Source organism: Nocardia sp. NPDC005746 (assembly GCF_040630785.1).
Lineage (GTDB): Bacteria > Actinomycetota > Actinomycetes > Mycobacteriales > Mycobacteriaceae > Nocardia.
Genome location: NZ_JBEXYE010000001.1, coordinates 29,617 through 50,774, shown reverse-complemented (window position 1 = coordinate 50,774; position 21,158 = coordinate 29,617). Strand labels below are relative to the sequence as shown.

Below are 21,158 nucleotides of genomic sequence, written 5' to 3'. Positions count from 1 at the left end.
GCAATACGCGGTTTGAAATCTCGGTTGCCCGGCGGTGGCCTATGCTCGGGTCAGAACACCTTTCTCCACCACTTCGGTCGGTTGCTATTCCATAGCTCTTCGAAAGGTAGATCCCCGCATGGCTGATACGCGGCTCGATGACTTCCTGGTGAATGAGTTGTCCGATACCGACTCTTCGGTGACCAGCACCCCCATGCAGCGTGCGGCGGGCCAATTGCGGCGGGTGCTGCCGCCCGGGTGGCGGGTGGAGGTGGTGGAGGCGACCTATCCGACTGTCCGGAAAGGGCAACCGGCGCTGCGACTTCTGATGCCGGAGGACTGATCCGCGTCGGACGCATAGTGGCGCAAGCGCTTCCGCATTCTTGTGGCAAATCGTGAGCGCTCCGAATAATCGAATCCCGACCTGTCGGTTCGATTTTCGCCGAACGCACTATTGCATTCGGAAGCCATAGCGAGCATGCTTTGTAGCTACCGTGGATAGCTCGCTCGTAACATGAACCGTTACCGCACAGGGGAGTCCGAGTCATGGCGGTGCAAGTGGTCGGCAGAGCGCTGATGACCAGCGATCTCACGCCGCATCAGGCGAAAAGCGTCGGCGCGGGCGGATGGGTGGTGTCCTTCCTACCCGGCCGGACCCTCACCACAGCGCAAGCCACCGCCGCATTACTGGCGGCCGAGGCGGTTGCCGCCGTGAACGACCTCGCCAGTCAGGTCGGCCTGACCGCTATGGAGACCGTGGGGTTGGCAACCCAGGAGTCACCGTGGGGCGAATCCGAGGCCTGCACCGGCTTCCGCCGCGTGTGGCGGCGCGGCTTCTCCCTCCGCTGAGCGCGCCCGGGTGGGCTAGCGCGGCCGCTTGGCGGCCACCACCACCAGGTTGCTGACCAGCAGCTCCCGCAGCACGGGAACCCGAACGACCCACCATGCCCAGCGCGGGTGGTAGCGCGGGAACACCGCCAGGATCTCGATGTCGACCGGTGTCGCCGCGGCCCAGCGCACGCCCTCGGCCGCGCTGACCGCGAACAGCGAACGCCCGAAGCGGTTCTTCGGCTCCCGCCCGTGCTTGCGGCGATACCGACTGGCCGCGTATTCCCCACCCAGGTAATGCCACGGCCCGGTCTCGTGCCCGCCGAACGGGCCGTGCCACACCGTGTACGAAAACACCATGAGGCCACCGGGTTTCGTCACCCGCAGCATCTCGGCCGCCATCACCCACGGCTGCGGCACGTGCTCGGCCACATTCGAGGAGACGCACACCTCCACCGCGTCGTCGCGGAACGGCAAGGCCATGCCCGACCCGCGCACCGCGCCCGCGACCCGCAACCCGGCCGCGTGCATTTCCGAGGGGTCCGGTTCGACCGGTAGATAGCGCGCGCCCGCGCGACCGAACTCGTCCGCGAAATAGCCGGGCCCGCCGCCCACGTCCAGCACCACGGTGCCGCGCAGCGACTGCCCGGTCAGATCCCGGTAGAAGTCCGACACCAGCTCGGCCGTATCGGTGGCCACACCGCCGTAGAACACGGCGGGATCGGTCTGCTCGAACCGGAAGCTCCCCAGCAGCCGCAGCGAGCGTCGCAGCGTCGCCCGGCGGGCGAATCGCGGACGGCGCACTGTGGTCTGATCGGCTCGAAGCACGGCGGCAAGGCTAACCCGCCTCTCCGCGACTTCAGCGGGCGGCCTGGACTCCGCTCACCGCCCGGCACCCGTGCCGGCGGTTCGGAGCCAACCCGATTCCGGGGTTACCCCAGGGGTGCCCTCACCTCGCCAAACCAGTCGTTCCGTCGCGCGAGTAGCGGATGCGATCCGATGAATGCTCCAGGCTGTCCACTGAAGTTCGGGTGAACCGGTACGGTTGAGCCCATTGTCTGTCCGCCCACCTACTCTGTCCTGGAGATTCGCCCGTGCGTGAAGTGCTGCTGCTGTGCTGGCGCGACACCAGGCATCCGCAGGGCGGCGGGAGTGAACGGTATCTGGAGCAGGTCGGCGCGCAGCTGGCCGCGCGCGGTGTGAAGGTGACGCTGCGGACCGCCGGATATCCGGGTGCGGCGCGGCGGGAATCGGTCAACGGGATCGAGATCAGTCGCGGCGGCGGGCGGTTCACCGTGTACCCGCGGGCGCTGGCCGCCATCGCGCTCGGGCGTGTCGGGCTCGGACCGCTGAAGGGGCTGCGGCCCGACGCGGTCATCGACACCCAGAACGGGATCCCCTTCTTCGCTCGCACCGTGACGGCCGCGCCGACCGTGGTGCTGGTGCACCACGGGCATCGGGAGCAGTGGCCGGTGGCCGGGAAGCTGGTCGGCCGGATCGGGTGGTGGATCGAATCGCGGCTCTCGCCGCGCGTGCATCGGGGCGACCAGTACCTCACGGTGTCGCTGCCGTCCGCGGAAGAGCTCGCCGCGCTCGGCGTGGACGCGCCGCGGATCGCGGTGGTGCGCAATGGCGCGGAGCCCATCCCCGAATGCGTGCCCGCCGGTGACGAATCCGCCCGCACCCCGCATCCGAGCATCGTGGTGCTCTCGCGGCTGGTGCCGCACAAGCAGATCGAGGACGCCATGGCGGCGGTCGCCGGACTGCGCGACAGCATCCCCGGCCTGCACCTGGATGTGGTCGGCGGCGGCTGGTGGGACGAGAATCTGCGCGCGCACGCCCACGAGCTCGGCATCGCCGACGCGGTCACCTTCCACGGGCACGTCGACGAGGACGAGAAGCATCGCTTGCTGGCCCGCGCCTGGGTGCACGTGCTGCCCTCCCGCAAGGAGGGCTGGGGACTGGCCGTCATCGAAGCCGCCCAGCACGGGGTGCCGACCGTCGGCTACCGGAGTTCGCGCGGGCTCACCGATTCCGTCGTGGACGGCGTCACCGGGCTACTGGTCGACGACTCCGCCCAGCTCACCGCGGCCGTCGGCGAACTGCTCCGCGACAGCGAGGCCCGCACCGTGCTGGGGGAGAAAGCGCGGGCGCGGGCGCGTGAATTCTCCTGGGAGCAAACCGGAAACGGCGTCTACGAGGTGCTGTCCGCGGTGACCCGCGGTCAGCGGGTGAGCGGGCTGATCGCGCCCGCGCGCGTCTGATTCGCCGAAGTCCCGCCGCGACGCGGTCATGATTCCCGGCATCGAGGCATGCGGATCATCGTCGTCATCGCGCTAATCAGCGTTGTCGTGATCGGTGCGGGATTCGCGCGCGGCTTCCCGAACGACTGACCCGCGCCGCACCGAAAGGACTGCGGCGGTGAGGAATCCGCCGGCCAGCAGCGCGACCCACAGCAGGTGCGCGGCCCCGGCGATCCGGCGGCTGCTCGCGGAAGCCTCGTGCGTGGCGATCTCGCCCGGCACCTCGTACAGCTGTACATCTCGATCCGCGTAGACCGGAGTCAGCTGGGCCAGAACGGTTTTCGAATCACCCAACGGCCCGGGCGTACCACCCTCGACCAGCACCCATCCAACGCCGAGGCCCGCCAGTTCGCGCACGGACCCACCGCGCAGCAGCAGGCTTTCCACCTTCCGGGCGCGTGCGCCCTCACCGGCGACACTGCCGCCGCGCACCGGAAGTTCCCCGGTCTGCAGCACATCTCGCGGCAACATGCGCGGTGCGGGATCCAGAACCGGCGCGCTCCCCGAAAACCGGAACTTGCGGAACATCCCGCCCGGCAGCACCGCCACATCGCCGGGCGCGCTCACCTCGGCCGCGACCTTCCGCCACCCGTCCGGATAGTGCACCGGTCGTAGTGCGCCACCGACACCCCACGCCATATCCGGCAGCGTCAGGAACAGGATCGCGAGGAAAAGCGCTGCGGCCCCGGCGGTTCGGGCCCGCTGGGGCAGGTCGCTCGCCTCGTCCGCCCCCACGCGGGAGATCCAGCGTCCCACCACCAGGCACCCCGCCGCGGCGCACAACGCGTACGCCGGAACCGCCAGCGCCACATACTTCTGAGTATCACGCAACAGCCCGGTCCCCGGCACCTCACGCACCAGGAACTCGCCCGCCGACAGCCCCCACCCGGTCGCCCCGAGCGCGGGCAACACGATCGCCGCGAGCCCCAACCACACCAGTCGGCGACGGACGACGAGTCCGTGGTCGGTCCCCGTATTCGGCACGGTCGCCGCCTCTTCCGGGGCTCGGCTCACCACCGTACGCACGCCGGTCGCCACCAGGGCGAGCAACAGCAGAGTCCCCACCAGGGCGAAAAAGGTGGTGCGTGAGCCGGGAACAGCCGTGCCGTTCCAGATGCCGCCCAGTCCGGCGAGGCTGCCCAGGGTGCCGAGCCAGGGTTCCGCGCGGGCCGCGAAGGCCGCGACGCCCGCGGGATCGGAGGGCTCCGCCGCGGCGCCGGAGAGCGCGGTCGCGGTGAGCCACGGGGCAGCAGAGATGATCCAGAGCACCGCCGCGCCCACCAGATTCCGGCGGCCCACCAGCACGAGCGTCAACGTACCGGCGAGCAGGGATCCGGTGGGCGTGAGCCCCGCCGCGGCCAGACAGCCCGCCAGCCCGGCCCACCCGCCTACGGAGCTGAGGCGTCGCGGGTGGCGTGACGCCACGTCCGCGCTTGCTCGGGCTGGGTCCGGTCCCGCGCGTAACCGCCAGGCGAGCAGCGCGATCCAGGGCAGGGCGGCGTAGCCCGTGAGCAGGCTCCAATGTCCTTGGAGCAGACGTTCGGCCACGTACGGATTCCAGACGGCGACGGTCGTCGCGACCAGCCGCGGGCCCAGCGAGACCCGCAACAGGTCGCGGGCCAGGACCGCCGCGCCCCAGCCGGACAGCCAGAGGGCCATCAGGAGAATCGCTTTGACGATCAGTCCGCCGTCGACGACCGCGGACAGGGTGGCGATCAGCGCGTCCTGCGGCACCGCGCGGGGTGCGGCGTCACCGAGCCCGAGCGCGGAGTCGGTGAGATACGAGCGCGGGGTGCTGACGGCGTCGCGCAGGAGCAGGTAGCCGGGGCCGAGCAGCGGGCCCAGGACGATCACGGACAGCAGCAGGCTGTACCCGGCCGGGATCAGCCCGCGCCACCGCCGTTCTCCACCGACCGCGTTCACACCGGCACCCTACGTTCCGGTCGGCCCGAGATCGGGGACCCGCGAAGGGGTCTCGGCGTCGTCTCGGGCGGTGTGCAGGGTGACCGCTGTCAGGACCAGGGTGGTGACGGCCGCGGTGACCGTGGCGATGAGAATCAGGGTGAGCACCGAGTGGGCGCAGGTCAGCATGACCGTGACCCCGATGCCCAGCCCGACCCAGGTGATCGCCGCGGGCGCGGTGCGGTCGGCCGCGATCGCCGACAACAGCACCGCTTGCAGAACCGCCAGCAGGGCACCGTCGAGCGCGAACAGCCACAGCAGCCCTTGGATCGGCGCGTAGTCGCGTCCCGCGAACAAGGGGGCCAGCGGGGCGGCCAGCGCGGCCCCGAGCACCGTGACCGCGCCGATCCCCATCAGCACCGCCAGCGCGGACCGCATGGCCCGCGCGGAATGCTTGGGCTGCGCCATCTGTGGATACAGCACCACGCCGACGGCCTGCGGCAGCCAGAACGCGATCTTGGCCGCGATCGCCCCCAGTGCGTACCGCCCGGCATCGTTCTCGCTGAGCACGATTCGTGAGATGAGCAGATCGGCCGACGACAACGCCATCAATGCCGCCTGCACCTGCGCCGCCCGGAAGACCGGAACCACCCCGAGGGCCACGTCGCGCGTGCGTTCGCCGACGGAAGGGACCGGAGCCGCCGCCTCGGCGGCAACAGCCTGTGCCGCGTTCTCGGAGCCGCCCGCCGCCGTGCGCCCCGAGGATCCCCGCTGCGTGACCGGGGATTCGGGGTGCGGGGTGCCGACTATGTCGGCGACGCGCCGGGCAGCGACGGCCGCGACGGCGGCCCCGGCGGCACCCGCCCAGAGTGCGGGCGCGGGCCCGCCGCCGACCGCGAGCGCGACCAGGGCCGGAGTCACCCGGAGGATCGCCGCGCCGCCCAGCACCCACGCCAGCGGCCGGAATCGGCTGCCACCCTGGAGAATCCCTTGTTCGCCCGCGAGCAGGACCAGCAGGGGAGCGGAGCAGAGTGCGCCCGCCGCGGCCGCGACACTCACCTTCAATACGAGGGCGACGATCGGCACCAGCACGACCGCGGCCGCCGCGACCAGCGCGGCACAGCGCAGCGCGAGTCCGCGTACGGCCGTCATGGGTGCGCCGCGGACCACTTCGCGCGCGACCACGTTCTGCAAAGCCAGCGCGGGCACGGCGCACAGCACCTGGATCGCGAGCAGGCTCGCGAAGGAGCTGTAGCCCGACACCCCCAGCCAGCGGCTGGCGAGCAATTGCAGCAGATACCCCGCGACATTCGCGGTCATGGCCCCCGCCGTCACCAAGGTCAGGTCCTTGACCACGGGCAGACGGCGTACAATAGACACGCCCGCAATGCTCCCATCCGGGGTCCGGGTTCCGGCCCGCCACCCCGCGCAACCCGGACGTGTGTCCGCCAACGACAGCGGCCCAGCACCTGCGAAAGGTGCTGGGCCGCCGGGAACGGGTGCCGTCAGGGGCGCTTGTTCATGTCGATCTGCTGGGTCGGCGCGTCGAACGAGGGGGCCGGGCCGCCCGCGGGGGCGGGGACGCGGCGGGCCGGGGTCCGGCCGTCGCCGTTCTTGCCGAGCAGGCCGAGGACGATGCCGGCGATCAGGAACAGCAGGCCGACGACGCCCAGGATGATCGGCAGGGTGCGGCCGTAGAGCGACAGCTTGTCGATGTTCTCCTTGGCCACCGAGATCTGCGACTCGATGGTGTTCTCGTCGAACACCAGGGTCGACTTGAGCGCGGTCACCTCGGGCTTGTCACCGGTGCGGGCGTAGAACAGGTGAATCTGCTCCTGGCCCTTGATGACGGTGCCGGTGTCCGGCTCGACCCACAGGTCGCGGACGTTGGTGTAGAAGCGCGCCATGGTGACGTCGCCGTCGCCCTCCACGCCCCACTTGGCGGCGGGCAGCGTCAGCTTGTTGGTCGGCGAGTTCGCGACGGTGGACAGGTCGGTGACCGGCGCCGTCATCTGGAAGTGGTAGACCTTCAGGCTGTTGATCTCGGATTCCTCGACATACGCGGCGTCGTAGGTCTTGCGAGTGTTGAGATCGAAGTACGGGTACGTCTTCTTCTCGGTGCCGATCGGGAAGCGGTACTGCAGACCGACGTGCTGCACCGGGTCCATGACCGACTCGCCCTTCTTGTCGACCGTCACGGCGATCGCGCCGTTGGGGCCGCCGTCCACGGACTCGACGGGCTCACCGGTCTTGCGGTCCACCGTGACGCGGTCGATGCTCGCGGTCAGCAGGCCGGTGTCGCCCTGCTTGTCCGTGCGGCGCAGGGTCTGACCGGCCTGAATGGTCATTTCCGAAGCGTCGGACGGGTTTTCGACGGTGAGGAAGCGCTGCGAGACGAGCGGGACGTTCTGGTCCACCTTCGCCGAACCGGTCGTCGAAGTCAGCGACTTCGAGTCCAGCACCTCACTGGGCGCCCCGGTCTGCGGGTTGGTCGCGACGGTCGTGATCTCCAGGTCCAACGGCGTCTTCGCGAGGCGGCTCACCGTGTACGTGGGAATCATGATGGCGGCGACAAGCAGCATCGCGCCGAGCCCCACGAGTACGCAGGCAACCGTCCTTCTGGTACCGGCACTGAGTGCCATGCAGGTTCTCCTCGTCGTCGAACGCGTGTTTCTTCCAGTACTGCGGTCGCCGCGCAGCACTCGTGAGCCCAGACACTAACAGTCCGAGCGGTCCCTGAGTGCGGCCGAGGCAGGAAAACACCCCGAAACGCCCCCAAGTCAAAAGCCGGATGATCCGCGGAACACCCGCAAGGCACACTGGGACCCGATGACGACGACCACCCTCACCACCGCGGAGACGCCCGGCCTGGACCCGGCGCCGGTCCGTCCCGGCCGCTTCGTTCCCGCACTCGAGGGCATGCGCGCGCTCGCCGCCCTGGGGGTCGTGCTCACCCACGTCGCCTTCCAGACCGGCGCCACCGGTCAGCCGGTGCTCGGCCGGGTCTGGGAGCGCTTCGACCTCGCGGTCGCGGTGTTCTTCGCACTGTCCGGATTCCTGCTGTGGCGGCCGCACGCCGCGGCGGCCCGCGGCCACGGGGTGGCACCGAGCGCCGGACGTTATCTGCTGCACCGCGCGGCCCGCATCCTGCCCGCCTACTGGGTGGTCGTGTGCGCGGTGCTGATCCTGCTGCCGAGCGCGGCGCATACCGCCGGATTGCGGGTGTGGCTGTCGAATCTGGGCCTGCTGCAGGTGTTCGTGCCGTTCACGCTGACCGACGGGCTCACCCAGATGTGGAGCCTCTCGGTGGAGGTCGCCTTCTATCTGGTGCTGCCGCTGCTGGCGTTCGCGCTGGTGTGGTTGCGCGGGCAGCGGGCGCGACTGCGGGTGCCGGTGGTGCTCGGCCTCGCCCTGATCGGTCTCGGCTGGAACTTCCTCCCCGTCCCCACCCCCGACGGCATCCACTCCGACAACTGGCTGCCCGGCTACCTGCCCTGGTTCGCGGTCGGCATGCTGCTCGCCGAACTCGCCGACCAGCCCGCGCCGACGTGGCGGCGGGTGGCGGGCAACCGGTGGCTGATGTGGCCGCTCGCCGTGGTGGCCATGGTCCTGGCGACCACCGACCTGGCCGGGCCGCGCGGGCTGGTGCACGGCCAGCCTTGGCAGTACGCCGCCAAGATGGCGCTCGGCGCGATCGTCGGCTTCGGGCTGATCGCCCCGCTGGTGCTCCGGCCGGACCTGCCGCACCGGTGGCTGGAGAGCCGGGTCGCGGCCACTCTCGGCCGCTGGTCCTACGGCATCTTCATCTGGCACCTGGCGGTGCTGTCGATCGTGTTCCCGGTGTTCGGCGTGGTGCCGTTCCGCGGGCATTTCGTGATGGTCTACCTGTTGACCGTCGTCTTCACGCTGCCTCTGGCGGCCGCCAGTTTCGCCCTCGTCGAGGAGCCGGTCCGGAAGTGGACGCGCCGCCGCTTCGGCTGAGCGGCAGCGTGATTCAGCGCCGCGGCGGGAGGGCCGCGATCCCGACCGCGATGATCGCGACCAGCGCCGGGAACTGGACCCACAGCGAACCGCCGACATAGCCCTCGAACGACCGCCACGGTCCGGTGGACAGCGCGGCGGCGCACACGGCGGTGCCGCCGCCCGCGAGCGCGATCAGGATGCGCGACCACCCGCGTGGCCGCAGATGATCGCCGATCAAGCCGAACACGGTGAGCACCAACGCGACCGGGCCCGCGATCAGGCCGGCCCCGGCGGCCAAGCCGAGCCCGGCGACGGTCCGGCTGCGCCAGGCGCGCGGCGGCGGACCGTCCGAGCGAACCGGCGACCGTGCGCCCCGGAAGGCCAGCGCCAGCAACGGAATCAGCAGTACCAGACCGCCGAAGATGGCCAGCCGGTACCAGCGGTCGGTGGGGAAGGACACGGTGATCGGGCCGTGCGCGCCGGCCGGCACCAGCCACGCCTGCTGCCAGCCATTGATCACCACGGGTTTCAGCGCGGTGCCGTCGGCCGTCGTGGCCTGCCAGCCGACATTCGTCGATAGCGGCAGCACCAGCACCCGGTCGCCGGTCGCGTCGGTCGCGGCGGGCAGGGGAGGGGTGCGGTCGAGGCGCAGCTCGTCGACGGTGAACAGATCGGTCGGCGCGACCGCGACATCCACACGCCCGGAGAGGAATTCGAAGGAGTGCTCTTCCGACGCGCCGCCGCCATTGTCGTCCACCCCGCACACCGTGGCGGACAGCGGTGCGCCGGAACGCAATTCGGCGGCGGTCCCGGTGACCGTGGTGTGCAGGGTGCGACCGGCCGCCACGATGGTGGGCCCGTGCGCGCAGTCGATGGTGATGGGCCGATTCGAATCGGCGGGAGCCGGATAGTCCGGGCCGAGCACGGTCACCTCGGCCAGGCCCGGCGGCTGTTCCTGCGCGAAACCCAGTGCGGTGCGGTCCAGCACGCCGTCCCAGCTCTGCAGCGAGATCTCGATGCGGCTGGTGACGGTCGGGTACAGCTCCAGGCGGGTGGTGCTGCCGGAGTCCGGCCGCACCTCCCGCACCTGTGGACCGTCGCCCAGGTTCACGGTGACGGCCGTCGGGTGCGCGGGGAGGTCGCCGCGCGAGGGCGTCACGGTCAGCCCGGTCACCAGGGTGGGGGCCGGAAGTTCGACGGTGAGCGTGGGTTTGGGCCCGGCGGGGTTGCGCACCGTGGTCTCGGGCGCGGTCCAGCTGGTGAGCGGGTCGCCGTCGGTGGCGGCGAGCGCCGAGCCGCGCGGGTCCGCGACATCGGCCCGGCCGCGGGCGATGGGTCGCTCCGGATCGGTGAGCAGGGCCTCCAGGGCGGGGCCGGGGCGGGTGTGCACGATCAGGTCCGGGGCCACGGTGACGGGTTCCGGCACCTGGAGGGTGCGTTCGAACAGGCTCGGTTCCTCGGCGGCGAGCGCCAGGCCCTTGCTGCACCGGATCCGGTCGGGGGAGTCGAAACAGGCGCTGCGGCCGGGGAATTCCTGTCCCAGGTCCCAGCCCGCGACGGTGGCGCCGGCGGGGGCGGGCGGGAGCACGGTGCGATGCCGGATGTCGACGGTGACCGGGTTCTCGCGGTCGGCGTAGTCGTCCAGGCTCAGTTCGGCGATCCCGAACTGTCCGCCGGCGCTGCCGTCCTCGGTGTGCACGGCGGTGATCTTGATCCAGTCGGTGCGCCCCGGCGGCAGTGAGATCGACACGGGCGCACCGGGTTCGGTGATGCGGCCCGCGACGGTGCCCTTGGCGGTCTCGACCTCGACCCATTTGATCGGGCTGCCGATGGCGGCCGGGCTGGTGGTCAGCCGCAGTACCGCCGAACTCACCGGCTTGTCCAGGTCGAGTCGAAGCCATTGGCCGACCGCGTGTTCGGCGCCATTGCTGATCCACGCGGTGGCCGGGTCGCCGTCCACCGCGGCCGCGGTGGAGCTGCCGGGCGCGGCCCCGCCCAGCTGGGTGGCGTCGCCTGCGGCGCTGGAGGCGGTGACGGTGGCGCCGGACCATTCGCCCTCCACCAGCGGCGCGCCGGGCACCGGATAGTCGGGGACCAGATTGTGGGTGCGGCGGGCGTCGCCGGGCGCGCGCAGCGCCGAGTTGTGGTTGTCGACGCGCCCGAAGTCGGCTTCGCGGTCCATCGGGGTGTCGGTGATGGTGACGCCGTGCTGCGGCAGTCCGGCGGTGTTCGCGTCGGCGGACAGCAGGACCGGTCCGGCCGGTACGGCCGGATTGCGCCGCAGTCGTTCCACGGCTTCGGGTCCGCCCTGCACGACAGGGAGATTCGCGAGCGGGACCGTGAACGCGCCCGGGAACGAATCCGGCGCGCCGACACCGCCGCGCACGCTGGTGGGCGTGCCGGGCGCGGGCGCCTCGACGCGGTAGATCTCGACCGCCGGGTAGCCGGGCCGCAGATCCCCGTCCGAGACCAGGCCCTCCACCTTGCCGGTCTCGATGGTATCCCCGAACTCGGTGACCTTCCGGATCCCCGGTGATCCTTCGATGGCGCGGTGCGCCAGCATCGGCCGGGTCGATCGGGAGGTCTCCGGGTCGAGGTCGTTGCGCAGCACCAGGACTCCGATGCCCTGTCCGGCCAGCGTCGTCGCCAGGCCCGCCGACGGCCGTCCGTCGGCGATGAGCCGCTGCACCGAATCCATGGCGCGGATCGCGCCGGGCGGGTTGAGCGGCACCGCGTCGCGCACCGCCCACGGGGTGCTCGCCAGCGCCTGCATCGGCTCGTCGCGGGTCAGGCCCCACACCTGGGAGGCGAACGGCGCGCCCGGCACGATGAGCGCGCGGGTGTCGGAGGCGTTGTGCGCCAGCCAGTCCGCCGTCTGCCGCCAGTAGGCCGGGACCTCGTCGTAGCTGCCGCGCGGTGCGAGTTTGCCGGTCCAGGCCAGCGAGGTGGACAGGGCCAGCGCGGTCAGGATGAGCGCCCCCACCGCCACCATGCGATCGCGTTCCGGATGCGCGAACGCCCTGCGCCACACCGGCATCGGCACCGAGGCGGGCAGCGGGACCCGGGCCAGCAGGTGCGCGAGCCCGAGCACCAGCGGTAGTCGGATCAGCGGTTCCAGCTTGTGCACGTTCCGCAGGGGCGCGCCGCCGGAATCCAGGAACAGGCGCACCTGCTCGGCGAACGGCCCGCCCAGCGCGCCCGCGTAGCCCGCGCAGATGCCGGTGAGGCCGACGATCAGGATCAGCACCAGCCGACCGCGATTCGGCATGGCCCGCATGGCCAGGCCCGCCATGCCCGCCGCCGCCAGCAGACCCGTGGCCAGCACCGCGGCGGGCTGGGTGACCAGCACCGCCCCCGCGATGCGCTCCGGCGACACGAACGGCGTCCAGCTGTCGGTGCCACGCAGCACCTCGCCCAGCGACGCCCACTGCGTGGTGACGCCCGAGGACTCGATGTAGTCCAGGAACGGCGGACTCACCTTGCCCAGCAACAACAGTGGCACGACCCACCAGAAGGTGCCCAGCGCCAGCAGCGGGATCCAGGCGCGGGTGAACCGCCACCACGCCCGATTCGGTTTGTAGGACAACCACCACAGGGCCGCGGGCAGGAACGCCGCCGCCGTGGCCACGGCGTTGACCGAACCCATCAGGGCAAGGGCCGCGGCGCTGCCGGCGGGCGTCGCCATCCCGCGCCGCGGTGGTTCGGTGTTCCGGTCCCGCCGCATCGCCACGCCCAGCGCGGCCGGGGCCAGCAGCACCCAGGGGGCCAGCATCATCGGCAGCGTCTCCGAGGAGATCGAGCCGAGGGTGGTGAGCACGCGGGGAGACAGGGCGAACGCGACCGCGGCGATCACCCGCGACCCGCGGCTGCCGATGCCGAGGGTCTCGCAGAGCCGGACGATGCCCCAGAATCCGGCGAGCAGCAGTAGCGCCCACCAGATGCGCTGGGTCACCCAGGCGGGCAGTCCGAGCACGTGCCCGAGCGAGAAGAACGCCCCGTGCGGGAAGAAGTAGCCGTACGCCTGGTTCTGCACCTGGCCCATCGGGGCCTGGCTACTCCACAGATGCGAGGCGCGGGACAGGAAGCCGAGCGGATTCTGCGCCAGGTCGTACTTGGTATCGGCGACGGTTTGCCCGGGGGCCTGCAGAAAGGTCAGCAGGAATGCTGCGATGACGCTGCCGAGCAGCCAGCGGCGGCCCAGCGGCGCGGTAGTCGGCGACCGGTCCTCGTCCGGACCGGTCGCGGACTGTGAGTCTTCGGTGTGGTCTGGTTCGGAGGTCGTCCGGTCAGCGCGAGCCGTACTCAACGTTGTTCAGCAGCGACGACGAGGCGTCACCGCTGCGGTCGATATCGGGCCGCTTGTCCTGCGAGGCCGCCATTGTGATGACCAGGACCGCCGCCAGGCCGACGAGGGCTCCACCGACAGCACTCGCTGCACCAGGAACGGCAAACTTCATCGCGGTACTCCCAACATCGGACGCATGCGTAACCCGGCCAACCTAGCAGGTTTTGACGTGGGGGCCGCCCGCCCCCACACCGCCGGTCGAAATGAATCCCGGGGGCCGCGCCCCCGAACCCCCGCGACAGGTGGTGTCAGCGCTGCCGCTACTCGGGCATCACGCAGTGCAATCCGCCCAGGAAGGTGCGGAGTTTGGCGGTGGTCTCGTGGAGTTCGGCGACCGGGTCGGAAGCCGCGACGATGCCACCGCCGGCGGAAGCGTGCAGGGTGCGGGCGTCGGCGGCGAGTTCGGCGCAGCGGATCGCCACGAACCAGTCGCCGTCGCCCGCGGCGTCGCACCAGCCGACCGCGCCGCCGTAGAAGCCGCGGTCGCCCTCGAGCGCGGTGATGGCGTCCAGGGCCAGGTCGGTGGGGGTGCCGCAGACCGCGGGGGTGGGGTGCAGGAGAACGGCCAGGTCCAGGGCGGTGGTGGCCGGGTCGCGCAGGACGCCGCGGATGGGGGTGGCCAGGTGCCAGACCTCGGGGGTGGAGAGCAGTTCGGGGGCGTCGGGGATGGATAGCTCGGTGCAGACGGGGGTCAGCCGTTCTCGGATCCAGTCGATCACGTACGCGTGCTCGTCGCGATTCTTGCTGCTGGCCAGCAAATCCCGGGCTTGCTCGGCGTCGGCGGCCGGATCGGCGAGCCGGGGCAGGGTGCCCGCCAGCGGGCGCAGGGAGACGGCGCGGCCGTGCCGCGACACCAGGGTTTCCGGCGTCGCGCCGAGCAGGGTGTCGCCCGGCCGTCCGGCGGAGGTCAGGTCGACGGCGTAGACGGCGGCGCGCGGATGCCCGGTGACCAGGTGGCCCGCGATCACCTCGGGTTCCAGCGGGGCTTCCGCCGCCACCCGCAGCGCGCGGGCGGCCACCACCTTGCGCAGCGGCTGCGCGGGATCGCCCAGCTGCTCGACCAGTTGGGTGACCCGCGCGACATGGTCTGCGGCACTCGGTATTTCGGCGACGACCCGGACGTCGGGCAGGTCCGGCAGGGCGGCGGGCCGCCACGGACCGGCGGTGTGGAGGGCCTGCTCGGGCGCGGTCAGCGCGGCCCGCCCGCGCGGATCGAAGGGCAGTGCGCCCACGATCAGCTCGGCCGCGCCGGACCGCAGCGCCGTGCTCGCGGCCGCCGCCGAGTCGAACGTGGCCCGGGTGCCGGAGGTGCGCAACACACCGTCCGGGGTCGCGAGCAGAAATCCGTCCATGATGGATCGACGATAGCCCCGCGCCCGCGCGCTCGAGCCCGGGGAGCGACGCATCTCTCACCCGGCCATCGGCGTGGTGAGACGGATCACCCTGCGGCCCAGCATCTTTCCCGCAAGCGGTGCGATCCGGCCCGCGAGCGGGGCGCCGAGCGGCGCCGGAGCCTCACCGACCGGCGGGTTTCGGGGCGGGTTCGCGGCCCGGCGGGACCATCAGCACCGGCCGGTGGCAGTGCTTGAGCACGGCGTCGGCGACGCTGGAGTGCATGAGGGCGCGGATGCCGGTGGCCCCGCGGGTGCCCGCCACGATGATGTCCACATCCAGCTCGTCGGCGGTCTCGACGATCGCGGTCCAGATGGTGGTGCTGCACTCCACGGTGCGCGCCTCAGCGTTGAGACCGGCCAGTTTGGCCAGCCGCACGCCTTCGGCATTGATATTCCGGGCGTCCGCGAGCGCGACGTCCTCTATTTCGTCGTCGGTCATCCACTCCGGCTGCATCACCCCGGACAACCCCGACAGCCGCGCGGCCTGTCGCACCATCGGCTCCCACGCCGTCAGCACCACGGCCCGATTCGCGGCCAGGAACCGTCCCGCGTATTCGACGGCCCGCCGGGCGTTCTCGGAGCCGTCGTAGGCGATCAGCATCAAATCGCAGGGCATGACGAACCTCCTGGTGGGAACGCCTCTCTGTCTCTCAGACACTACCCCGAGAACTACCTGTCAAGCCCGAACTCAGTGTTCGCGGCCGTCCCGATTCTGGACTGCGGCTCGATAGACCTCCGCCTTGGAGCGGGGGAGCGGAGCGGAGGAGCGGAGGAGGGAAGAATCGGGACCAGGGGCCGCGAACCCGCCCGTAGCGAAGCGTAGGGCAATTCGACACGGTCGCAAGTTCTCCACAGTTTGCGAACGATTCACCCAAAGCGGTGGTGCGATGGGGGGTACGGGTTTTCACTGAAATCGTCGGCGGTCGCCGACGATCGACATCGCCGTCGTTGGAGCAGGGCCCGAACGAGGGGTGGATTGTGCGGTTGGACGAGCTGACGACCCCGCAGGAGTGGGCGCGTGTGTACCGCTCCCTGTTCGGTCTCCCCTACGTGCACGTGACCACCCCCGGCTTCGTGGTGCTACCGCTCAACGACACCATCGCGGCGTTGAACACCCCGGAACCCTTGGGGGGCTTGATCCTTCACGAGATGATGGGGCGCGGCACGCCCGGCCCGGTGCTGGTGCGCGACAAGCCGCCGCGCCGCACCTTCCTCGCGGTCTTCGACGGCTACCCCGGCGACGACCTGCTGGAGCTGCTGGAGCGCAACAGCGTCGACATCGGCCCGCATCGCAGTAATGTCATCCTGCCCACCGGATTCGGGCGGCACACCCACGAGGGTCGCTGGTGGGCGCGCGAGCCCCGGCGCGACGAATCGCTGCCGTTGCTCTCCGAGGTGGTCGCGGCCACCCGTGCGGTGCTGTGACCGCTGCGGTATCGAGGTGACGATCGAGGCGGCCATGTTCGGCCATCATGAGGCCGACCCCCGTGCCCTGCTGTATTACGAGTGGTGTCAGCGCGCCGAATCCGGTTACGCCGTGGACGACTTCGAGGAAGAAGTGCACGAGCTCGCGAACACCGACCGGCCGGTTCCCGCAGCCTGCTTCCGACTCCTGGACAAGATCGAACACGCACCCCGGCTACCGGATTGGCCGTACACGGAATGGGCCGACGCACCGCACCTCGGCAATCTGGCCGGGAGCGACCAGGATTCGGCCGGACCATTGCCGGAACCGGAACTGCTGGATCGCCTCCACGGCGGCTGGCTCGGCCGCCACACCGCCCGCTCCCGCGCCGCCACCGAGGTCGACTACGCCGTGCTCGGCCTGCACCTGCTGGAACGCCGCGGCCTCGACTTCAGCCCCGACGACGTTGCGGCCGAATGGCTCGAGCGCCTGCCGTTCCTTCGGACCTACACCGCCGAACGGGTCGCGTATCGCAATCTCATCGACGGTTTCGCCCCGCCCGACACCGCCATCCACCGAAACCCGTACCGGGAGTGGGTCGGCGCCCTCGCCCGCGCCGACATCCACGGCTACACCCACCCCGGACACCCCCGGCGGGCTGCCGGCGCGGCCGCCCGCGACGCCTCGATCTCCCACACGGGCAACGGTTTATGGGCCGCCATGTGGTCGGCCGCCCTGATCGCGGCCGCCTTCACCGACCACGTGCCGGCCTCGGCGCTGAGCACCGCCGCGGCCGTCGTCCCGGCCCGTTCCCGCCTCGCCGTCGCCCTGGCCGAGGTGCTCGCCGACCACGCCCGGGGCGACACCTGGGAGCGGGCGGTGGCCGCCGTCCATGCCCGCCACGACCACTACAACCGGGTGCACGCCATCGGCAACGCCTGCCTCATCGCGGCCGGATTGCTCTGGGGCGAAGGCGATTTCGACCGGACGGTCACCCTGACCGTCCGGGGCGGCTGGGAGACCGACTCGAACAGCGCGACCGTGGGCTCGGTGGTGGGCATCCTGACCGGGGCCGCCGCGCTCTCCACCATCGACGGCGACGGTCTCGCCGACCTGGCCGGCCGCACGCGAAACCTGTTCGTATAGCCCCGGATACGAGAAAGGCGGTGCGATCCGAAGACTCGGACCGCACCGCCTTCGCGGGGGTGACGCGGTGTCGGCTAGCGCTCGACGATGGCGACGACGCCCTGGCCGCCCGCGGCGCAGATGGAGACGAGCGCGCGGCCGCCACCCTTCTCCGCCAGCTGCTTGGCGGTCTGGGCGATGATGCGGCCGCCGGTGGCGGCGAACGGGTGGCCCGCGGCGAGCGAGGAGCCGTTCACGTTCAGCTTGGAGCGGTCGATCTTGCCGAGCGCGCCGTCCAGGCCCAGGCGCTCCTTGCAGTACTGGTCCGACTCCCAGGCCTGCAGGGTGGCGAGCACCACCGAGGCGAAGGCCTCGTGGATCTCGTAGTAGTCGAAGTCCTGCAGGGTCAGGCCGTTGCGGGCCAGCATGCGCGGCACCGCGTAGGTGGGGGCCATGAGCAGGCCGTCGGGGCCGTGGATGTAGTCCACCGCGGCGACCTCGGAGTCCACCAGGTAGGCCAGCGGCGAGAGGTTGCGCGAGGCCGCCCACTCCTCGGAGCCCAGCAGCACCGCGGACGCGCCGTCGGTCAGCGGGGTGGAGTTGCCGGCGGTCATGGTGGCGTCGCCCAGCTTGGTGCCGAAGACCGGCTTCAGGGTGGCGAGCTTCTCCAGGGTGGAGCCCGGACGCAGGTTGTCGTCGCGGGTCAGGCCCAGGAACGGGGTGATGAGGTCGTCCATGAAGCCGCGGTCGTAGGCGGCGGCCATGTTCTTGTGCGACAGGTAGGCCAGCTCGTCCTGCGCCTCGCGGGAGATGCCGAACTCCTTGGCGGTGATGGCGGCGTGGTCACCCATCGACAGGCCCGTGCGCGGCTCGGCGTTGCGCGGGATCTCGATGCCGACCATGGACGGGCGCAGACGGCCGACCAGCTTCACGTAGTCGGAGTTCTTCTTGGCGCGGTTGGCGTCGAGCATCCACTCGCGCATGCCCTCGCTGACTCCGATCGGCGCGTCGGAGGTGGTGTCGGTGCCGCCACCGATACCGTTCTCGATGCGGCCCAGGGCGATGCCGTCGGCGACGGTGACGATGGACTGCAGGCCGGTGCCGCAGGCGAGCTGCAGGTCGTGGGCCGAGGTGTACGGCGACAGGGTCGAGCCCAGCACGCTCTCGCGGATCATGCCGTGCTCGCCGACGCGCTTGAGCACCGCGCCGCCGACGACCATGCCCAGGCGCTCGCCCTGCAGGCCGAAGCGGGAGACCAGGCCGTTCAGGGTGGCGGTGAACATGTCCTGGTTGGAGGCGTGGGCGTACTTGCCGTCGGACCGCGCGAACGGGATGCGGTTACCGCCGAGGATGGCAACCGGGCGGGCCTGCTTGGTGTTCTTGGCCGCGGCCTTCGCAGAACGGGCTTTGGTGGTCACTCGAGTCTCCAGTGTCTCGTCGGTGGGAGTTTCCGCCCGTGCGTCCCCGAGGGGCGCACGTCAGTCGGTTTACATTAAACTTACTCTGGAGTAAGTTCATTGTCGACACCGTACCCCGCAGATGTGCGCAATGCCGCTCTTGAAGAATCCACCGTCCGCGGGCCTAGACAAGGAGAAGGTAGGAAACGTGGCTGCCAGCAAGAGCAAGGGCGCTCCCAACCTCTACGGATCTTTCGTTCACTCCGCCCCCGGCGCGTTCCTGGCCTCGAAGCTGGGCCTGCCGCAGCCGGAGACGCTGCGTCGCTACAAGGCGGGCGAGGCCGCCCTCCCGGGCCCCGTGCTGCTCGGCGGCAAGGGCCGCGCCGCGGACGCCGTGCGAAACCTGCTGGGCGACTACACCTTCGTCGACGCCGTCACCCCGGGTGTGAAGTTCGGCGCGCTCGTGTTCGACGCCACCGGCATCAAGACCATCGAAGAGCTGCAGCAGCTGTTCGAGTTCTTCCAGCCCGCCATGCGCAGCATCGCCCCCTCGGGCCGCGTGCTGGTCATCGGCACCACCCCGGAGCTGGCCGGTTCGGTCGACGGCCAGATCGCGCAGCGTGCGCTCGAGGGCTTCACCCGTTCGGTCGGCAAGGAGCTGCTGCGCGGAGCCACCTCCAACCTGGTCTACCTGCACCCCGAAGCCGCCACCGCCGCAACGGGTCTGGAGTCCACCCTGCGTTTCGTGCTGTCGGGCAAGTCGGCCTTCGTCGACGGCCAGGTCTTCCGGGTCGGCTCCGACGACGCCGTCGCCCCCGCCTCCTGGGACAAGCCGCTGGAGGGCAAGGTGGCCGTGGTCACCGGCGCCGCCCGCGGTATCGGCGCCACCATCGCCGAGGTCTTCGCCCGTGACGGCGCGACCGTGATCGTCGCCGACATCCCGGCCGCCGGTGAGGCGCTGTCCGAGACCGCCAACAAGGTCGGCGCCACCGCGCTCGCGCTCGACGTCACCGCCGCCGACGCCGCCGAGAAGCTGGCCGCCTTCGCCACCGAGCGTTTCGGCGGCATCGACATCGTCGTCCACAACGCCGGCATCACCCGCGACAAGCTGCTCGCCAATATGGACGAGGGCCGCTGGAACTCGGTCATCAACGTGAACCTGGCCGCGCCGCACCGCATCACCGAGGGCCTGGTCGCCGCGGGCGCGCTGCGCGCCGGGGGCCGCGTCATCGACGTGTCCTCGATCGCGGGCATCGCGGGCAACCGTGGTCAGACCAACTACGGCGCCTCCAAGGCCGGTGTCATCGGCATGGTCAACGCCGAGGCCCCGAAGCTGGCCGAGAAGGGCATCACCATCAACGCGGTCGCCCCCGGCTTCATCGAGACCGCCATGACCGCCGCCATCCCGCTCGCCACTCGCGAGGGCGGCCGCCTGCTGTCCTCCCTGCTGCAGGGCGGTCAGACCGTGGACGTCGCCGAGACCATCGCCTACTTCGCCTCCCCGGCCTCGAACGCGGTGAACGGCAACATCGTTCGCGTCTGCGGCCAGGCCATGATCGGAGCATGATGTCGCAGACCATCACTCTGTCCGAGGTGCCGAAGAACGGCGGCCTGTTCGTCAAGGCCGCCCTCGGCGCGCTGCCGGTGCCTGGACTCTCGGCCCGCAAGCCGACCCTGCCCGACCGTCGCGTCCGGCTGGAGGGCTTCCGGGTGAACCCGGACCACCTGGCCGCCTACTGCCGGGCCACCGGGCTGCGCTTCAGCGACTCGCTGCCGCTGACCTACCCGTTCGTGCTCAGCTTCCCGCTGGCCATGCAGCTGGTCGTCGCCCGGGACTTCCCGTTCGTGGCGGTCGGCGCGGTGCACGCGGAGAACGTCATCGAGCGCACCCGCCCCATCTCGGTCGCCGAGCCGCTGGACTTCGACACCCACATCGAGAACCTGCGCGAGCACCCGAAGGGCCTGCTCGTGGACGCCGTCACCGAGGTGAGCGTCGGTCGTGAGCTGGTGTGGCGGCAGGTCACCACCTTCCTGCACCAGCAGCGCACCTCGCTGTCCGGCGGCCCCAAGCCGGAACCGAAGCCGGACGAGGTGCCGCCCCCGCCGCTGCGCACACTGCGGGTCGACCAGAAGATGATCAACCGCTACGCCGCCGCCTCGGGCGACCACAACCCGATCCACACCTCCGCGCTGGGCGCCAAGGCCTTCGGATTCGCCAAGCCCATCGCGCACGGTATGTGGTCGGCGGCCGCCATTCTCGGTTCCATCGAGGGCCGGGTTCCGGACCGGACCACCTACTCGGTGAAGTTCGGCAAGCCGATCCTGCTGCCGTCCACCGTGAACGTGTACGCCGACCAGGCGTCCGGTGGGTGGGACTTGTCCTTGAAGCACCCGAAGAAGGGCTATCCGCATCTGACGGCTACGCTGCGCTGATCCTCGCAACACGGAGCGGTCTCAGCTCCGCGGCGCGAGGGAGTGTTGAGCCCGGCACCCGCAGACTCGGGCCGGATCGCGATT

Annotated in this window: 17 protein-coding genes; 8 read left to right on the top strand and 9 right to left on the bottom strand. The window is 70.9% G+C overall.

Features of this window, described 5'->3' with window-relative positions; all coding sequences use genetic code 11:
- Positions 1-118 precede the first annotated feature (118 nt).
- Positions 119-322: a hypothetical protein gene (locus ABZ412_RS00225; RefSeq protein ID WP_357274516.1), complete on the top strand. Its 204-nt coding sequence runs from the start codon at positions 119-121 to the stop codon at positions 320-322.
- A 203-nt stretch (positions 323-525) separates the two neighbouring features.
- Complete coding sequence (locus ABZ412_RS00220; RefSeq protein WP_357274514.1) at positions 526-828, top strand: hypothetical protein; 303 nt, start codon at positions 526-528, stop codon at positions 826-828.
- Positions 829-843: 15 nt separating this feature from the next.
- On the opposite strand, the gene ABZ412_RS00215 is transcribed toward ABZ412_RS00220, so the two are convergent.
- A complete protein-coding gene (locus ABZ412_RS00215) occupies positions 844-1,635 on the bottom strand; it encodes a class I SAM-dependent methyltransferase (protein WP_357274512.1) in 792 nt (263 codons plus the stop codon).
- A 266-nt stretch (positions 1,636-1,901) separates the two neighbouring features.
- Between ABZ412_RS00215 and ABZ412_RS00210 the strand changes: the two genes are divergently transcribed.
- On the top strand, positions 1,902-3,071 hold the full coding sequence (locus ABZ412_RS00210) for a glycosyltransferase family 4 protein (RefSeq protein ID WP_357274510.1): 1,170 nt from the start codon (positions 1,902-1,904) through the stop codon (positions 3,069-3,071).
- 72 nt (positions 3,072-3,143) lie between these two features.
- Here the strand turns inward: ABZ412_RS00210 and ABZ412_RS00205 are convergent, their stop codons facing one another.
- The 3 genes from ABZ412_RS00205 to ABZ412_RS00195 all read right to left on the bottom strand — a co-directional run bounded on the left by ABZ412_RS00205 (position 3,144) and on the right by ABZ412_RS00195 (position 7,654).
- On the bottom strand, positions 3,144-5,033 hold the full coding sequence (locus tag ABZ412_RS00205) for a hypothetical protein (protein WP_357274508.1): 1,890 nt from the start codon (positions 5,031-5,033) through the stop codon (positions 3,144-3,146).
- A gap of 9 nt (positions 5,034-5,042) precedes the next feature.
- Positions 5,043-6,332 (bottom strand): polysaccharide biosynthesis protein, encoded by a 1,290-nt coding sequence (locus ABZ412_RS00200; RefSeq protein ID WP_357275858.1) that lies wholly within the window; start codon positions 6,330-6,332, stop codon positions 5,043-5,045.
- Positions 6,333-6,517: 185 nt separating this feature from the next.
- Positions 6,518-7,654: a DUF3068 domain-containing protein gene (locus ABZ412_RS00195; protein ID WP_357274506.1), complete on the bottom strand. Its 1,137-nt coding sequence runs from the start codon at positions 7,652-7,654 to the stop codon at positions 6,518-6,520.
- A 277-nt stretch (positions 7,655-7,931) separates the two neighbouring features.
- Here ABZ412_RS00195 and ABZ412_RS00190 point away from each other — a divergent pair, with 277 nt between their 5' ends.
- Complete coding sequence (locus tag ABZ412_RS00190; RefSeq protein WP_357275856.1) at positions 7,932-8,993, top strand: acyltransferase; 1,062 nt, start codon at positions 7,932-7,934, stop codon at positions 8,991-8,993.
- Between the two features lie 13 nt (positions 8,994-9,006).
- Here the strand turns inward: ABZ412_RS00190 and ABZ412_RS00185 are convergent, their stop codons facing one another.
- The 4 genes from ABZ412_RS00185 to ABZ412_RS00170 all read right to left on the bottom strand — a co-directional run bounded on the left by ABZ412_RS00185 (position 9,007) and on the right by ABZ412_RS00170 (position 15,330).
- A complete protein-coding gene (locus ABZ412_RS00185) occupies positions 9,007-13,176 on the bottom strand; it encodes an alpha-(1->3)-arabinofuranosyltransferase (RefSeq protein WP_357275853.1) in 4,170 nt (1,389 codons plus the stop codon).
- An 85-nt stretch (positions 13,177-13,261) separates the two neighbouring features.
- On the bottom strand, positions 13,262-13,432 hold the full coding sequence (locus ABZ412_RS00180) for a DUF2613 domain-containing protein (protein WP_071812209.1): 171 nt from the start codon (positions 13,430-13,432) through the stop codon (positions 13,262-13,264).
- A 148-nt stretch (positions 13,433-13,580) separates the two neighbouring features.
- Positions 13,581-14,672, bottom strand: a complete 1,092-nt coding sequence (locus tag ABZ412_RS00175) for an isochorismate synthase (RefSeq protein WP_357274504.1) — start codon at positions 14,670-14,672, stop codon at positions 13,581-13,583.
- 163 nt (positions 14,673-14,835) lie between these two features.
- Entirely contained in the window at positions 14,836-15,330 is a 495-nt protein-coding gene (locus ABZ412_RS00170; protein WP_357274502.1) for a universal stress protein, read from the bottom strand.
- Positions 15,331-15,698: 368 nt separating this feature from the next.
- On the opposite strand from ABZ412_RS00170, the gene ABZ412_RS00165 reads away from it, so the two are divergent.
- Both ABZ412_RS00165 and ABZ412_RS00160 read left to right on the top strand, forming a co-directional pair.
- A complete protein-coding gene (locus ABZ412_RS00165) occupies positions 15,699-16,139 on the top strand; it encodes a hypothetical protein (RefSeq protein WP_357274500.1) in 441 nt (146 codons plus the stop codon).
- A gap of 16 nt (positions 16,140-16,155) precedes the next feature.
- On the top strand, positions 16,156-17,265 hold the full coding sequence (locus tag ABZ412_RS00160) for an ADP-ribosylglycohydrolase family protein (RefSeq protein WP_357274498.1): 1,110 nt from the start codon (positions 16,156-16,158) through the stop codon (positions 17,263-17,265).
- Between the two features lie 74 nt (positions 17,266-17,339).
- Here ABZ412_RS00160 and ABZ412_RS00155 read toward each other — a convergent pair whose 3' ends face one another.
- Positions 17,340-18,662, bottom strand: coding sequence for an acetyl-CoA C-acetyltransferase (locus ABZ412_RS00155; protein ID WP_357094168.1), 1,323 nt, complete (start codon positions 18,660-18,662; stop codon positions 17,340-17,342).
- A 187-nt stretch (positions 18,663-18,849) separates the two neighbouring features.
- On the opposite strand from ABZ412_RS00155, the gene ABZ412_RS00150 reads away from it, so the two are divergent.
- Entirely contained in the window at positions 18,850-20,208 is a 1,359-nt protein-coding gene (locus ABZ412_RS00150; RefSeq protein ID WP_357274496.1) for a 3-oxoacyl-ACP reductase, read from the top strand.
- The gene (locus ABZ412_RS00145; protein ID WP_357274494.1) at positions 20,205-21,074 is read left to right on the top strand and encodes a MaoC/PaaZ C-terminal domain-containing protein; all 870 of its coding nucleotides are present in this window, start codon (positions 20,205-20,207) and stop codon (positions 21,072-21,074) included. Before ABZ412_RS00150 ends, ABZ412_RS00145 begins: the two co-directional genes overlap by 4 nt.
- Positions 21,075-21,158: the final 84 nt, after the last annotated feature.

Bases quoted from the DNA above. Each gene is read 5' to 3' on its own strand.
- ABZ412_RS00225 (WP_357274516.1), top strand. From the start codon at position 119: ATGGCTGATACGCGGCTCGATGACTTCCTGGTGAATGAGTTGTCCGAT.
- ABZ412_RS00220 (WP_357274514.1), top strand. From the start codon at position 526: ATGGCGGTGCAAGTGGTCGGCAGAGCGCTGATGACCAGCGATCTCACG.
- ABZ412_RS00200 (WP_357275858.1), bottom strand. From the start codon at position 6,332: ATGACCGCGAATGTCGCGGGGTATCTGCTGCAATTGCTCGCCAGCCGC.
- ABZ412_RS00195 (WP_357274506.1), bottom strand. From the start codon at position 7,654: ATGGCACTCAGTGCCGGTACCAGAAGGACGGTTGCCTGCGTACTCGTG.
- ABZ412_RS00190 (WP_357275856.1), top strand. From the start codon at position 7,932: ATGCGCGCGCTCGCCGCCCTGGGGGTCGTGCTCACCCACGTCGCCTTC.
- ABZ412_RS00180 (WP_071812209.1), bottom strand. From the start codon at position 13,432: ATGAAGTTTGCCGTTCCTGGTGCAGCGAGTGCTGTCGGTGGAGCCCTC.
- ABZ412_RS00175 (WP_357274504.1), bottom strand. From the start codon at position 14,672: ATGGACGGATTTCTGCTCGCGACCCCGGACGGTGTGTTGCGCACCTCC.
- ABZ412_RS00170 (WP_357274502.1), bottom strand. From the start codon at position 15,330: ATGCCCTGCGATTTGATGCTGATCGCCTACGACGGCTCCGAGAACGCC.
- ABZ412_RS00145 (WP_357274494.1), top strand. From the start codon at position 20,205: ATGATGTCGCAGACCATCACTCTGTCCGAGGTGCCGAAGAACGGCGGC.